Consider the following 13,568-nt stretch of genomic DNA (forward strand, 5'->3'; position numbering starts at 1 on the left):
AGGGAAGGCTAAGAGCGCATGTCGCCGAAGACCGGCCTGCAGACCAAGACCGCGCGCCCCGGGGGCGAGGCCGGCGCGGGACTGCATGCGGCCATCATCATGGACGGCAACGGCCGGTGGGCGAAGCGTCGCGGCATGCCGCGCGCGCTGGGTCACCGGGCCGGCGTCAATGCGCTGAAGCGCACGGTCGAGGGTGCGCCCGCGGCCGGCGTCGGCGTGCTGACGGTGTTCGGCTTCTCGACCGAGAACTGGCGTCGTCCGGCCCAGGAGGTCTCCGAACTGATGGGCCTGCTCAAGGCCTATGTCGAATCGGACCTCGACCGGCTGAGCCGCGAAGGCGTCCGCGTGCGGATCATCGGCCGGCGCACGGGCCTGTCGCCCGACGTGCTGGAAGTGATCGAGCGCGCCGAGCGTCGCACCGCCCATAACGACAGCTTCCTGCTGCAGGTGGCCTTCAACTATGGCGGCCAGGCCGACATCGCCGACGCCGCGCGCCGGTTCGCCGAGCGCGTCGAGCGAGGCGAGGCGAGGGCGGCCGACCTGGACGAGGCGATGTTCGGCTCGTTGCTGTCGACCTCTGCCGCGCCTGCGCCGGACCTGATCGTTCGCACCAGCGGCGAGCACCGGATCTCGAACTTCCTGCTTTGGGAATGCGCCTACGCCGAACTGGTGTTCCAGGACGTGCTGTGGCCCGACTACGGCCCCGAGCACCTGGCCGCCGCCGTCGCGGAATATCGTAGCCGTGACCGGCGCTATGGAGGCATTGCGGCCGATGACGTCGCCGTCGCCGGCTAAGCGCTTCAACTGGAGCAATCTGGGTACGCGCGTGGCATCGGCCACGGTGCTCGTGCCCACGGTCGTGGCCGCCGTCTGGTTCGGCGGCGTGTGGTTCCTGCTGCTGCTGGCTGTCTGCACCGCGCTGCTGGCGCGCGAATGGGGCATGATGAGCGCTCCCAAGGCCCCGGTCGGCGTCGCCGTCGCCGTCGGCGTGGCGGTGCTGATCTCGCTGGTGGCGGCCTTCCGCGGCCACTACATCCTCACTTGGCCGCTGGCCGCCGCCGGCGCGGTCGCCGCTGCCCTGCTGGCCCGCGGCGCGGTGGAGCGCCGGGCCGACGCGGCCTATGGCGTGATCTACATCGCGCCGGCCTGCATCACGCTGCTGTGGCTGCGCCTCAGCCCCGCGGGCCTGTCGTGGACGCTGCTGCTGTTCGCGGTGACCTGGTTCGCCGACATCTTCGCCTACGTCACCGGCAGCATCTTCAAGGGGCCCAAGCTGTGGCCCCGGTTCTCGCCCAACAAGACCTGGTCGGGCTTCTTCGGCGGCCTGGCGGCCGCGGCCCTGGCGGCGATCGGCGTCGACCTGCTGGCCGAGGCCCTGCCGCGCCTGCCCGACATGGACCTGACCTGGCCGGTCGCGGCCGTCATCGGCTTCCTCGGCGGCCTGGCGACCATGACCGGCGACCTCTGGGAATCGATGCTCAAGCGCCGTTTCGGCGTGAAGGATTCGGGCGACCTGATCCCCGGCCATGGCGGCCTGCTCGACCGGGTCGACGGCCTGATGTTCGCCGCCATCGTCGTCGCCGCCGTGCGCCTGTTCGACCAGTGGGGATGGCTGCCTTGACCATGCGTAAGGTGGTGGTGCTCGGCTCGACCGGCTCCATCGGCGTTTCCACCCTCGATCTCTTCGAGCAGTCCAAGGTCCCGGTCGAGATCCTGGCCCTGGCGGCCGGTCGCAACGTCGAGCGCCTGGCGCAGCAGGCGCTGCGCTGGCGTCCGAAGCTGGCGGTGATCGAGGACGAGGCCCTGCTGGGCGACCTGCGCGAGCGGCTGGCCGGTTCCGGCGTCGAGGCCGCGGCCGGTTCGGCCGCCGTCGCGGAGGCCGCGGCCATGGGCGCCGACTGGGTGATGTCGGCGATCGTCGGGGCGGCGGGCCTGGCGCCCACCCTGGCGGCCGCCCGCACCGGCGCCGTGGTCGCCCTGGCCAACAAGGAAAGCCTGGTCTGCGCCGGCCCCGAACTGTTGCGCATCGCGCGCGAGGCGGGCGGGACGGTGATTCCGGTCGACTCCGAGCACTCGGCGATCTTCCAGGTGTTGCAGCCGGCGTGTCTGGATCGCGTCGCGCGCCTGATCCTGACGGCCTCGGGCGGTCCGTTCCGCACCTGGAGCCGCGAGCAGATGGCCCTGGCCACGCCCGAGCAGGCCATCGCCCATCCCAACTGGTCGATGGGCGCCAAGATCTCGGTCGATTCCGCGTCGATGATGAACAAGGGGCTCGAGATGATCGAGGCCTCCTACCTGTTCGACACGCCGGAAGACCGCATCGGCGTCGTCATCCACCCGCAGTCGGTGATTCACAGCCTGGTGGAATACACCGACGGCTCGACCCTGGCGCAGCTGGGCCCGCCCGACATGCGCAGCCCGATCTCCTACGCCTATTCCTGGCCCGAGCGCCTGTCCTGGCCGGCCAAGCCCCTGGATCTGGGCGCTTACGGCCAGCTGACCTTCGAGGATCCGGACCTTGCCCGCTTCCCGCTGCTGGGCGTCGCGCGCGAGGCCCTGCGCCTGGGCGGCGGCGCGCCGACGGCGATGAACGCGGCGAATGAAGTCGCGGTCGCGGCTTTCCTTGACCGACAGATCGGCTTTCTCGATATTGCCGCGTCGGTTGAGGGGACGCTGGAACGCATGAACGGGGTAGGGGACCTCGCCGTAACGGCAGGTGACGTTCTTGATACAGCCGTCATGATCGACGGTTCCGCTCGCCGTATTGCGGCCGAGGTTGTCGCTCACAAGCGGCATTAGGAAAGTGACCGGGGAGCTCTGATTCCAAGCCGATGATCGGTCTTCTGATCGCGATCGTGTCCATGGTCATCGTGCTGTCCGTCGTCGTGACGGTGCACGAGCTGGGGCACTATTGGGCCGCGCGGGCCTGCGGGGTGGCGATCGATCGCTTCTCCATCGGCTTTGGCGCGCCCCTGGTTTCCTGGCGCGACAAGCGCGGCGTGGAGTGGCGGATCGCCTCGATCCCGCTCGGCGGCTACGTGCGCTTCGCCGGCGACGAGAACGCCGCCAGCGTGCCCGACCAGAGCGACCTGGACGCGATGAAGCGCGAGATCGCCGATCGCGAGGGCGCCGCGGCGCTGAAGCAGTATTTCCATTTCAAGCCGGTCTGGCAGCGTGCGATCATCGCCGCCGCCGGTCCGATCGCCAATTTCATCCTGGCCATCCTGGTCTTCGCCGTGATGCAGGTAGCCATCGGCGACCTGAAGACCCAGGTCATCGTGCAGGGCGTCGAGGCCAATAGCGCCGCGGCGGCCGCCGGCTTCAAGCCCGCCGACGTGATCGTGAAGATGGACGGCAAGGCGGTCGAAAGCTATCGCGACGTCGCCGCCTATGTGAGCCTGCGCGCCAAGCTGCCGGTGCAGTTCACCGTGCAGCGCGCCCAGCAGACGCTCGAGCTCACCGCCACGCCGACCCTGGTCGAGCAGAAGGACGAGATCGCCGGCCGCGTGAAGGTCGGCCGTCTGGGTGTTTCGCTCGGCGGCCGCGGCTATTTCGAACGGTCCTCGGTCTGGATGGCGATCCCCCGCGCCACGGTGCAGGTCTGGGACATGCTCAAGACCATCGGCTTCTATCTCGGGCGCCTGGTGACCGGCCAGCTGCCGGCCGACCAGATCAGCGGCATCATCGGCATCGGCAAGACCGCCGGCGCGGTGACCCAGACCAGCGTCGAGGGCGCGCCCGACCTGAAGACCATGATCGTCCGCACGGTCGCCAGCCAGGCGATCCTGATCGCCAGCCTGTCGGTCAGCATCGGCTTCATGAACCTGCTGCCGATCCCGGTTCTGGATGGCGGGCATCTGCTGCTCTACGCCTACGAGGCCGTCTTCCGGCGTCCTCTGCGGGCCGACTTCCAGGCCGCCGGGTTCCGCGCCGGCCTTGCCTTGATCCTCTGTTTCATGCTGTTCGCGGCCTGGAACGATCTCAACCGCTACGACGTGTTCAAATTCATCGGCGGCCTGTTCACGTGAACGACCGCCGCCCGTCCATGATTGGTCCCATGAGCAAAATTCGCGCCCATAGCGCCGCGTTCGCCACCGGCGTTGCGCTTCTCTTCGGCTCCACCGCCCTGATCGCGCCCCAGGTGGCGTTCGCCCAGGCCCAGACCTCGGGCGTGGTGCAGCGCATCGTGGTGCAGGGCAACGAGCGGATCGAAGCGGGCACGGTGCTCTCGTACCTGCCGATCCAGCCGGGCGAGACGGTCGATCCCGCGCGCCTCGACCTGGCGCTGAAGACCCTGGCTCGCACCGACCTGTTCGCCGACGTCTCGATCGAGCTGGTCGGCGGCGACCTGGTGGTCAAGGTCGTCGAGAACCCGATCATCAACCAGGTGGTCTTCGAAGGGAATTCGGCCCTCAAGGAAGACAAGCTGAAGGACGAGGTGCAGATCCGTCCGCGCGGCATCTTCACCCGCGCCAAGGTGCAGGCCGACGTCCAGCGCATCATCGAACTCTACCGTCGCTCGGGCCGCATCTCGGCGACCGTGACGCCCAAGGTGGTCGAGCTGCCGCAGAAGCGCGTCGACCTGGTGTTCGAGATCAACGAAGGCCCCAAGAGCGGCGTCCTGGGCGTCAACTTCCTGGGCAACAAGGAGTTCTCGGACAACGAGCTCTCCGACGTCATCGTCACCAAGGAGTCGCACTGGTACAAGTTCCTGACCAGCAACGACAACTACGACCCTGACCGGATCGAGTACGACCGCGAGCAACTGCGCAAATATTACCGCAACCGCGGCTTCTTCGACTTCCGCGTCGTGGCCACCACGGCCGAACTGGCCACCGACAAGAACGGCTTCGCGGTCACCTACACGATCGACGAAGGCCCCAAGTACAAGTTCGGCAAGGTCACCGTCGAAACCGAACTGAAGAAGCTGGACGGCAACCTGCTGGCCCAGATCCTGCCGATCAAGACCGGCCAGATCTACGAAGACGAGCGCATCGAGCAGGCCACCGACGCCCTGACCTTCGCGGCCGGCGCGGCCGGCTTCGCCTTCGTCGACGTGCGTCCGCGCTACGTGCCCAACCGCGAGACCCAGACGGTCGACGTCGTGTTCTCGGTGCGTGAAGGCCCGCGCGTCTACGTCGACCGCATCGACATCGTCGGCAACACCGCCACGCTCGACTACGTCCTGCGCCGCGAAATGGAAGTCGCCGAGGGCGACGCCTACAACCGCGTGCTGGTCGACCGTTCGCGCAACAACATGCGCCGCCTGGGCTTCTTCAAGGACGTGACCATCGAGGAAGTGCCCGGCGCCGCGCCGGACCGCACCAACCTGCGGGTCAAGGTCGAGGAACAGCCGACGGGCGAACTGTCGTTCAGCGCCGGCTACAGCTCGGTCGACCAGCTGGTGCTGGACGTCGGCGTCACCCAGCGCAACTTCCGCGGCCGCGGCCAGAACCTGCGCGCCCGCGTGTCGGTGGGCTCGCTGCGGCAGCAGGTCGACTTCGCGTTTACCGAGCCGCGCTTCCTGGGCCGTAATTTGGCCGCGGGCGTGAACCTCTATTCGTACCGATATGACCTCAGCGAGTTCGCGGCCTACGACACCAAGTCGATCGGCGGCGGCTTCACCATGGGCTTCGGCTTGACGCAAAACACCTCGATGAGCCTGCGGTACACCCTGCGCCAGGACGAGGTGGACGTGGCCGACAGCTACTGCGCCAACGGCAGCGTCTCGACGATCCTCTGCCTGCAGCGCGGCGCCTACATGACCTCGCTGGTCGGCTACGGCCTGCGCCTGGACAAGCGGAACGACCCGCTGCGTCCGACCCGCGGCTTCTTCGCCGACCTGAACCAGGACCTCGCCGGTTTCGGCGGCGACGTGAACTACCTCAAGACCGAGGTCGACGGCGGCTGGTACTGGGGCTTCAACAAGGACTTCGTGTTCAGCGCCACCGGTTCGGCGGGCTACATCGAAGGCTGGGGCGGCGACAGCGTCCGCATCAACGACCGCTTCTACAAGGGCGGCCAGACGTTCCGCGGCTTCGAGACGGCCGGTATCGGCCCGCGCGACACCGCCAGCGACAACAGCGCCCTGGGCGCCAAGCTGTACGCCATCGGTTCGCTGGAACTGACCGTCCCGACCTTCCTGCCCGAGCAGTACGGCATCAAGGCCGCGCTGTTCTCCGACTTCGGCACCGCCGGCCAGTTGGACGACGTTGACCGCCAGGTTTCGCCGGGCAAGTTCAGCGAGACGATCAGGGACAACCTTGGTCTGCGCGCTTCGGCCGGCGTCAGCATCGACTGGAAGTCGCCGATGGGACCGATCCGGTTCGACATCAGCCGCATCCTGGCGAAGGAAGACTACGACCGGACGGAAACCTTCCGTTTCTCCACCTCCACTCGTTTCTAATCTCCACAAGGCTTTAGACGACATGTCCTCCAAGTTCTTCGCCGCCGCCGCTTCGGGTCTGGCCGCGTTCGCCGTGGCCTCGGGCGCCTTCGCTCAAGCCGCCGCCCCGCTCGCCAAGGCTCCGGCCGCCCCGGCCGCCCCGGCGATCACTCATGGCGCGCCGATCGCCAGCCTGTGCGTGTTCTCGGCCGGCGGCGTGCGCGGCACGTCGCAGACCGGCAAGGCCATGGACGCCCGCATCAAGGCCCTGCAGACCACCGCCGAGCAGCCGCTGTCGGCCCGCGAGAAGGCCCTGCAGACCAAGATCGACGCCTTCAACGCCGCCGCCAAGACGCCGGCCCCGGACATCAACGCCCGCGAAAAGCAGAAGGCCGACCTGGAGCTGGAGCAAAGCGCCCTTCAGCGTGACGTCGCCCACATGCAGATGGAGTTGTTCGCCACGAACGAAAGCGCCCAGCAGGCCTACTCGACCGAGCTGCAGCCGGCCGTGATCTCGGCCTATCAGTCCAAGCAGTGCGGCGTGCTCCTCGAGCGCAGCGCCGTGGCCATCTTCAACCCGGCCATGGACATCACCCCGCAGATCGTCGCCGCCCTGGACGCCCGCGGCAAGGCCGGCACGTTCCAGGCCCTGGAGCGCACCAAGCTGACGCCGCAGCAAGCCGCCCAGCTGGCCGCCCAACTGCAGCGCTAAGCACTGGGAGCGCCCGCTCGGCCTTTGCGGCTGGGCGGGCGCTTTCCGTTACGGCATTGACTCGGGGCGGCTTTCGGCCGCCTACACTTCGTCCGTATCGGGCGATTCCCGGGACGGCCGTCGTCGAGAGGTTTGCATGCCGGACCCCCGTTTTTTCGAGACCCTGGGTCCGGTTTCCGTGTCCGTCCTGGCCAAGGCCGGAGACGCGGAACTGGCTGATCCCGGCCTGGGCGAATGCCTGATCGCCACTGTCGCGCCGCTGGACGGCGCGGGACCGGACGCCGTCTCCTTCCTTTCCGATCCACGCAGGGCCAAGGGCCTGTCGGCCTGCAAGGCCGGCGCGATCTTCATGCGTCCGCAGCATCGCGAGTTCGCGCCGGAAGGCTGCGCCGTGCTGTTGACGCCGCATCCGCAGGCCGCCTGGGCCGCCGCGACGGCGCTGCTTTACGCGCCGCGTCGCCACGACGCCGACGCGCCCGCCATTCATCCTTCCGCCGTGCTGGAAGAGGGCGTGCGCCTGTCGCCCGGGGTGGTCATCGGCCAGGACGCCCGCATCGGCCGCGGCACCACGATCAGTCCCGGCGCCGTCATCGGTCCGGGCGTCGCCATCGGCCGAGACTGCTTCGTCGGCGCCAACGCCGTGGTCGGGTTCGCCCTGATCGGCGACCGCGTCAGCCTGCACGCCGGTTCGGCGGTCGGCGAGGCCGGCTTCGGCGCTGCGCCCGGCGCCAGGGGCGTTGTCGACCTTCCGCAGCTGGGCCGCGTGGTCCTGCAGGACGGGGTTACGCTCGGCGCCAACAGCTGCATCGATCGCGGCGCCTTCGACGACACCACGGTGGGCGAGAACACCAAGATCGACAATCTGGTCCATGTTGCGCACAACGTGCAGCTGGGCCGCAACTGCGTGCTGGCGGCCTATACCGGGCTGTCGGGCACCACCGTCGTCGGCGACGGAGTCGCCTTCGGCGGCAAGGCCGGCGTCGCCGACCACTTGACGATCGGCCCCGGCGCCAGCATCGGGGCGTCCGCCTCGGTGTTCAAGGACGTGCCGGCGGGCGAGACATGGACAGGGTTTCCCGCGCGACCGATCAAACGGTGGCTGCGAGAAACCGCATGGCTGTCGCGCAGCGCGCGCAGCCGGGGGATGAAAGACGAGGCATGAGCCAGACCGAAACCGCGGCCCCGCAGACCGACATCGACATCGCCGAGATCCTGAACCGGATCCCGCACCGCTACCCGTTCCTGCTGGTCGACCGGGCCGAAGCCTACGAGCCGCACAAGTCGATCGTCGGCATCAAGTGCGTGACGGTCAACGAGCCGTTCTTCCAGGGCCACTTCCCGGGCAACCCGGTGATGCCGGGCGTGCTGATCATCGAGGCCCTGGCCCAGACGGGCGCGGTGCTGATGAGCAAGTCGCTGGAAGTCGACACCGCCGGCAAGACGATCTTCTTCATGTCGGTCGACAACGCCCGCTTCCGCAACCCCGTGCGCCCGGGCGACGTCCTGCGCATGGAGGTCGAGGTCCTGCGCGCGCGTTCCAGCATCTTCAAGTTCAAGGGCGTGGCCAAGATCGGCGACAAGGTCGCCGCCGAGGTCGAGTTCGCCGCCATGGTCGTGGAGACCCCGACGAAATGACCAAAGTCCATCCGACCGCCATCGTCGACGCCGGCGCCAAGCTTGGTGACGACGTCGAGATCGGGCCGTTCTGCATCGTCGGCCCGGACGTGACCTTGCAGGCCCGCGTGCGCCTGCTGTCGCACGTGGTGGTCGATGGCGTCACCACCATCGGCGAGGACACCGTGGTCCACGCCTTCTCGGCGCTCGGCGGTCCGCCCCAGCACCTGGGCTACAAGGGCGAGCGCACGCAGCTGGTCATCGGCCCGCGCAACACGATCCGCGAGCAGGTGACGATGAACACCGGCACGGCCTCGGGCCGCGGCGTGACCACGATCGGCGCCGACGGCTTCTTCATGGCCGAGGCCCACGTCGCCCACGACTGCGCGGTCGGCGACAACGTCGTGCTGGCCAAGGGCGCGACCCTGGGCGGCCACGTCGACGTCGGCAACTTCGTGTTCGTCGGCGGCCTGGCCGCCATCCACCAGTTCTCGCGCGTGGGCCGCTACAGCTTCATCGGCGGCCTGGCGGCGGTGACCAAGGACGTCATCCCCTACGGTTCGGTGTGGGGCAACCACGCCCACCTCGAGGGCCTGAACCTTGTCGGCCTCAAGCGCCGGGGTTTCTCGCGCGAGACGATCAATGCGCTGCGGGCGGCCTATCGCCTGATGTTCGCCGACGAAGGCACCTTCCAGGAGCGCCTGGACGACGTGGTCGAGACCTATTCGGCCACGCCCGAGGTGATGGAGATCGTCGACTTCATCCGCGCCGACGGCAACCGTCCGCTGTGCCTGCCCGAGCGCGAGGTCTGATCTTGCGCAAGCTTGGACTGATCGCCGGCGGCGGGGCCCTGCCGATCGAACTGGCCGCCCACTGCGAGCGCGCCGGCCGGCCGTTCTCGGTGATGCGGGTGCGAGGGTTCGCCGATCCGTCGCTGGAGCAGTATCCCGGCGCGGAAGTCGGCATCGCCGAGTTTGGCAAGGCCTTCAAGGCGCTGAAGGAAGAGGGCTGCGAGGCCGTCTGCTTCGCCGGCGTCGTCGATCGCCCGGACTTCTCGGCCCTGATCCCCGACTTCCGGGGCGTGAAGGTGCTGCCGGGCCTGATCAAGGCCGCGCGCGAGGGTGACGACGCCCTGCTGCGCCGCGTGCTGACCGAGTTCGAGAAGGAAGGCTTCGTCGTCGAGGGCGCCCACGAGGTGCGCGGCGAGATGACCCTGCCGGTCGGCCCGCTGGGCCGCTACGCCCCGCGCGAGCAGCACGGCGCCGACATCGACCGCGCCCTGACCGTGGCCCGCGCCATCGGCGGGCTGGACGTGGGGCAGGGGGCCGTCGTCTGCGACGGCCTGGTTCTGGCGGTCGAGGCCCAGGAAGGCACCGACGCCATGCTGCGCCGGGTCGCCGACCTGCCTCAGGCCGTCCGCGGCTGTCCCGAGGCGCCCAAGGGCGTGCTGGCCAAGGCGCCCAAGCCGATCCAGGAGACCAAGGTCGACCTGCCCACCATCGGCGTGGCCACCATCCAGCGCGCCGCGCGCGCCGGCCTGGCCGGCGTGGTCGGCGAGGCCGGCCGCCTGCTGATCGTCGACCGCGACCAGGTGATCGCCTGCGCCGACGACCTGGGCCTCTTCGTCTACGGCGTCGAGCCACGCTGATGTCTTCCCACCGGCCGCTGACGGTCATGCTGATCGCGGCCGAGGCCTCGGGTGACAATCTTGGCGCGGGCCTGGCCAAGGTCTTGCGGGCGCGTTTGGGAACCGGGGTGCGCTTCGTCGGCCTCGGCGGGGCGCGGATGGCGGCCGAGGGGGTGCAAAGCCCCTTCGACATCGCCGAGCTGTCCATCCTGGGCCTGTTCGAGGGCCTGAAGGCCTATCCGCGCGTCCTGCGCCGGCTCAAGGACATCGAGGCCCTGGCGAAGCGCGAGAAGCCCGACGTCGCCGTGCTGATCGATTCCTGGGGCTTCAACATCCGCCTGGCCAAGCGCCTGCGGGCGCTGGATCCGTCGATGACGCTGGTCAAGTACGTCGCGCCCCAGGTCTGGGCCTCGCGTCCGGGGCGGGCCAAGGTCCTGGCCCAGGCGGTCGACCTGCTGCTGGCCACCCAGCCGATGGACAAGCCGTTCTTCGACGCGGTGGGCTTGCCCAGCGTCTTCGTCGGCAATCCGGCTCTGGCGCGCGACTTCGGCGGCGCCGACGCGGCCCGGGCCCGGGCCGCGATCGGGGCGGGACCCGACGATCCTGTCCTCGCCGTGCTGCCGGGCAGCCGGCCGTCCGAGATCGAGCGCGTGCTGCCGGCCTTCGAGGACGCCGTGCGCATCCTCAAGGCCGACCGCCCCGGCCTGCACGTCGTCGTGCCCGCGGCCCAGACGGTGGCGACGGCGGTCAAGGCGCGCGTGGCCGGCTGGCCGTTCCGCGCCCACGTCATCGAGGACGACCAGGCCAAGGACGACGCCATGAAGGCCGCGACGGTCGGGCTGGCCTGCAGCGGCACGGTGACTCTCGAGCTGGCCCTGGCGGGTGTTCCCATGGTGGTCGGCTACAAGATCGGCGCGATCACCTATGCGTTGCTCAAGCGCCTGATGACCCCGCGCTGGGTGACGCTGTTCAACATCGCCGCCGACAAGGAAGTGGCGCCTGAACTGCTGCAGCACGACTGCACGGGCGAACGCCTGGCCGCGGCGCTGGCCGAGCGGCTCGACGATCCGGCCCTGCGCGAGCGGCAGGTGGCCGAGCAGTATGCGGCGCTAGAGCGCCTGGGGCGTGGCATGCCCGATCCCGCCGAGGCGGCGGCCGACGCCATGCTCTCGTTCCTGGAAAAGCGAAGCGCCAAAACCGCTTAAGACCCGCTTCACGCCTGTGGATTAATCTTGCGGCAACCTTGCGCGTCCTCGCGCCGCCGTGGAGCCCGCCTGTGTCGGTCCTGCCGATTGGAGCCGTCGTCCCGAACCTCGCCTCGGTGCAGCCGACGGCGACGATCGCGCCGGCCGGTCCACAGGGGGGCCAGACGGGGCAGACGGGCCTGCCGCCGCCGGCCATGCTGGCGCAGATGGCCCTGGCCGAGGCGACCGAGGCGCTGGGCAAGATCGTCGCCCAGCCCGGCGCCGCGCCAGAAGCCCCCGACACGGTGGAAAGCCTGCTGAAGGGGGGAGCCACGGGACAGGCGCGCGAGATCTTGCTCGCCAGCTCAACCGTCCAGGCCAAGGTGGTTTCCGACATGGTCGGCCGCGCCGCGCCGGCCCAGGGCGGCATGGCGCCGCTGCTGGCCGATCTGGAGCGCGTCTCGACCTCGTCCCAGGCGCCGGTCCTGGTGCGCCAGGCCGCCGCCAACATGTTGGCCCTGCGTTCGCCGATCGACGGGGCGGTGACCGCCGGCGAGATCCGCCAGGCCTTCGGGCGCTCGGGCCTGTTCATGGAAAGCCGGCTGGCCGAGGAGGCGCCCGGGCCGGGCGCCGCGCCCCTGGCCGCCAAGGACCTCAAGGCCGCCATGCTGGTGCTGCGCGCCGCCGTGGCCAGTTGGAGCGCCCAGACGGGCCCCGCGCCGTCGACGGCCGCATCGACGCCTTCGACGCCTTCGCAAGCCGTCGGGGCCGCCCCGCAGCAGGTGCCGACGCCTCAGGGGATAGCCGCGAACCCGCTCGCTCTGCCCACTTCGCCTCAACTCCCCGCGTCGACCGCGGCTCCGCTCCAGACCACGACCCAGGCGCAGGCCCAGAGCTCGTCGCCGGCCGCCGCCGCTCCTGAAGCCAAAACGCCGCCGCCGGCCATGCCGGGGCCGGGGCCGGGGCCGTCTGACGCCGCCGCCGAGTCGCCCGTCGCCCGTTTCCTGGCCGCGGTGGCGCCGCCGCCGGCGCCGCGACAGGCGGCCCAGCCCGCCGCCGCGCTGCTGGTGCTGGCGCAGGAGGCCGCCGCCGGCTTCGAGGACGCCCCCGTCGTTCGCCAGCCGCCTTCGGCCCTGGTTCCGCTCGCCCCGCCGCCCGGCAAGGGACCGCCGCCGCCGTTCGCGGGCGGGCCCGTGGTCGCCCAGCCGGCGACGTCCTCCACCCTGGCGCCGAACGCCCATCCGGCCCTGGTCGCCCAGCAGCTCACCAAGGGCGTCGACGCGGCGCTGGCTCGCCAGGAGCTGCTGCAGGCCGCCTCGCTGCCCGAGCGCGTCGACGTCGCGCGTCCCGTCGACGGCCGCGCGGTCGAGGACAAGGCGGGGCCGCGCTGGGTGTTCGACGTGCCCTTCGCCACGCCGCAGGGCTCGGCCGTCGCCCAGTTCGAGATCAGCCGCGACGGCGGCGGGGGCGGGGCCGCCGGCGGCGTCGCCGAGGCCCGCACCTGGAAGGTCCGGTTCTCGCTCGACGTCGAGCCCATGGGCCGAATCGACGCGCAGCTGGCCCTGACCGGCGAGCGGGCCCGCGTCTCGCTGTGGGCCGAGCGTCCCGAAGCCATGGCCCGCCTGCGCGGCGGCGAAGAGATGCTGAACGCCGCTCTGCGCGAGGCCGCTCTTGAGCCGGAGGTGGCGTTCTACGCCGCCGCGCCGCCGCCTGCGCCGCCGGCCGCGCCCGGCCGTTTCCTGGACCAGGCCACATGACCCGCGTCTCCGGTCCTCGCATCGCCGTCGCCCTGCGCTACGACGAGCCGAACGCCCCGCGCGTGGTCGCCAGCGGTCGCGGCTGGGTGGGCGACAAGATCGTCGAGACCGCCCGCGAGCACGGCGTGCCGCTGGAGGAGAACCCGGCCCTGGCCCAGGCCCTGTCGACCATTCCGATGGAGGAGGAGATCCCCGAGGCGCTCTATGTCGCCGTCGCCGAGATCCTGGGCTTCATCCTGCGATCGGCCAATCGTAACTGACACCAAGAAAGTTACGGTAGGGGGCTGGG

The 13,568-nt window shown here is 70.1% G+C and carries 13 protein-coding genes; all 13 read left to right on the forward strand.

What is annotated here, in order from left to right; genetic code table 11:
• Positions 1–18: 18 nt before the first annotated feature.
• The 13 genes from uppS (at position 19) to DDF62_RS13510 (ending at position 13,539) form a co-directional block, all read left to right on the forward strand.
• On the forward strand, positions 19–795 hold the full coding sequence (gene uppS, locus DDF62_RS13450) for a polyprenyl diphosphate synthase (protein ID WP_116489575.1): 777 nt from the start codon (positions 19–21) through the stop codon (positions 793–795).
• A complete protein-coding gene (locus DDF62_RS13455; protein ID WP_116489576.1) occupies positions 773–1,621 on the forward strand; it encodes a phosphatidate cytidylyltransferase in 849 nt (282 codons plus the stop codon). The genes uppS and DDF62_RS13455 overlap by 23 nt, the downstream gene beginning before the upstream one ends.
• Entirely contained in the window at positions 1,609–2,799 is a 1,191-nt protein-coding gene (gene dxr / locus DDF62_RS13460) for a 1-deoxy-D-xylulose-5-phosphate reductoisomerase (protein WP_116489577.1), read from the forward strand. Before DDF62_RS13455 ends, dxr begins: the two co-directional genes overlap by 13 nt.
• A 32-nt stretch (positions 2,800–2,831) precedes the next feature.
• Positions 2,832–4,028 (forward strand): M50 family metallopeptidase, encoded by a 1,197-nt coding sequence (locus DDF62_RS13465; RefSeq protein ID WP_116489578.1) that lies wholly within the window; start codon positions 2,832–2,834, stop codon positions 4,026–4,028.
• A gap of 17 nt (positions 4,029–4,045) precedes the next feature.
• Entirely contained in the window at positions 4,046–6,406 is a 2,361-nt protein-coding gene (gene bamA / locus DDF62_RS13470; RefSeq protein WP_116489579.1) for an outer membrane protein assembly factor BamA, read from the forward strand.
• A gap of 22 nt (positions 6,407–6,428) precedes the next feature.
• Entirely contained in the window at positions 6,429–7,097 is a 669-nt protein-coding gene (locus DDF62_RS13475; RefSeq protein WP_116489580.1) for an OmpH family outer membrane protein, read from the forward strand.
• A gap of 136 nt (positions 7,098–7,233) precedes the next feature.
• On the forward strand, positions 7,234–8,259 hold the full coding sequence (lpxD, locus tag DDF62_RS13480; RefSeq protein WP_116489581.1) for a UDP-3-O-(3-hydroxymyristoyl)glucosamine N-acyltransferase: 1,026 nt from the start codon (positions 7,234–7,236) through the stop codon (positions 8,257–8,259).
• Positions 8,256–8,732, forward strand: a complete 477-nt coding sequence (fabZ, locus tag DDF62_RS13485) for a 3-hydroxyacyl-ACP dehydratase FabZ (protein WP_109101924.1) — start codon at positions 8,256–8,258, stop codon at positions 8,730–8,732. The genes lpxD and fabZ overlap by 4 nt, the downstream gene beginning before the upstream one ends.
• Positions 8,729–9,523, forward strand: a complete 795-nt coding sequence (gene lpxA / locus DDF62_RS13490) for an acyl-ACP--UDP-N-acetylglucosamine O-acyltransferase (protein WP_116489582.1) — start codon at positions 8,729–8,731, stop codon at positions 9,521–9,523. Before fabZ ends, lpxA begins: the two co-directional genes overlap by 4 nt.
• A gap of 2 nt (positions 9,524–9,525) precedes the next feature.
• Positions 9,526–10,359: a UDP-2,3-diacylglucosamine diphosphatase gene (lpxI, locus tag DDF62_RS13495; RefSeq protein WP_116489583.1), complete on the forward strand. Its 834-nt coding sequence runs from the start codon at positions 9,526–9,528 to the stop codon at positions 10,357–10,359.
• Positions 10,359–11,543 (forward strand): lipid-A-disaccharide synthase, encoded by a 1,185-nt coding sequence (gene lpxB, locus DDF62_RS13500; protein ID WP_116489584.1) that lies wholly within the window; start codon positions 10,359–10,361, stop codon positions 11,541–11,543. Before lpxI ends, lpxB begins: the two co-directional genes overlap by 1 nt.
• A gap of 71 nt (positions 11,544–11,614) precedes the next feature.
• Positions 11,615–13,279 carry a flagellar hook-length control protein FliK gene (gene fliK / locus DDF62_RS13505; RefSeq protein ID WP_116489585.1) on the forward strand — a complete coding sequence of 555 codons (1,665 nt, stop codon included), beginning with the start codon at positions 11,615–11,617 and terminating at the stop codon, positions 13,277–13,279.
• Complete coding sequence (locus DDF62_RS13510) at positions 13,276–13,539, forward strand: EscU/YscU/HrcU family type III secretion system export apparatus switch protein (RefSeq protein ID WP_101720286.1); 264 nt, start codon at positions 13,276–13,278, stop codon at positions 13,537–13,539. The genes fliK and DDF62_RS13510 overlap by 4 nt, the downstream gene beginning before the upstream one ends.
• Positions 13,540–13,568: the final 29 nt, after the last annotated feature.

This window comes from Caulobacter radicis (assembly GCF_003094615.1).
Lineage (GTDB): Bacteria > Pseudomonadota > Alphaproteobacteria > Caulobacterales > Caulobacteraceae > Caulobacter > Caulobacter radicis.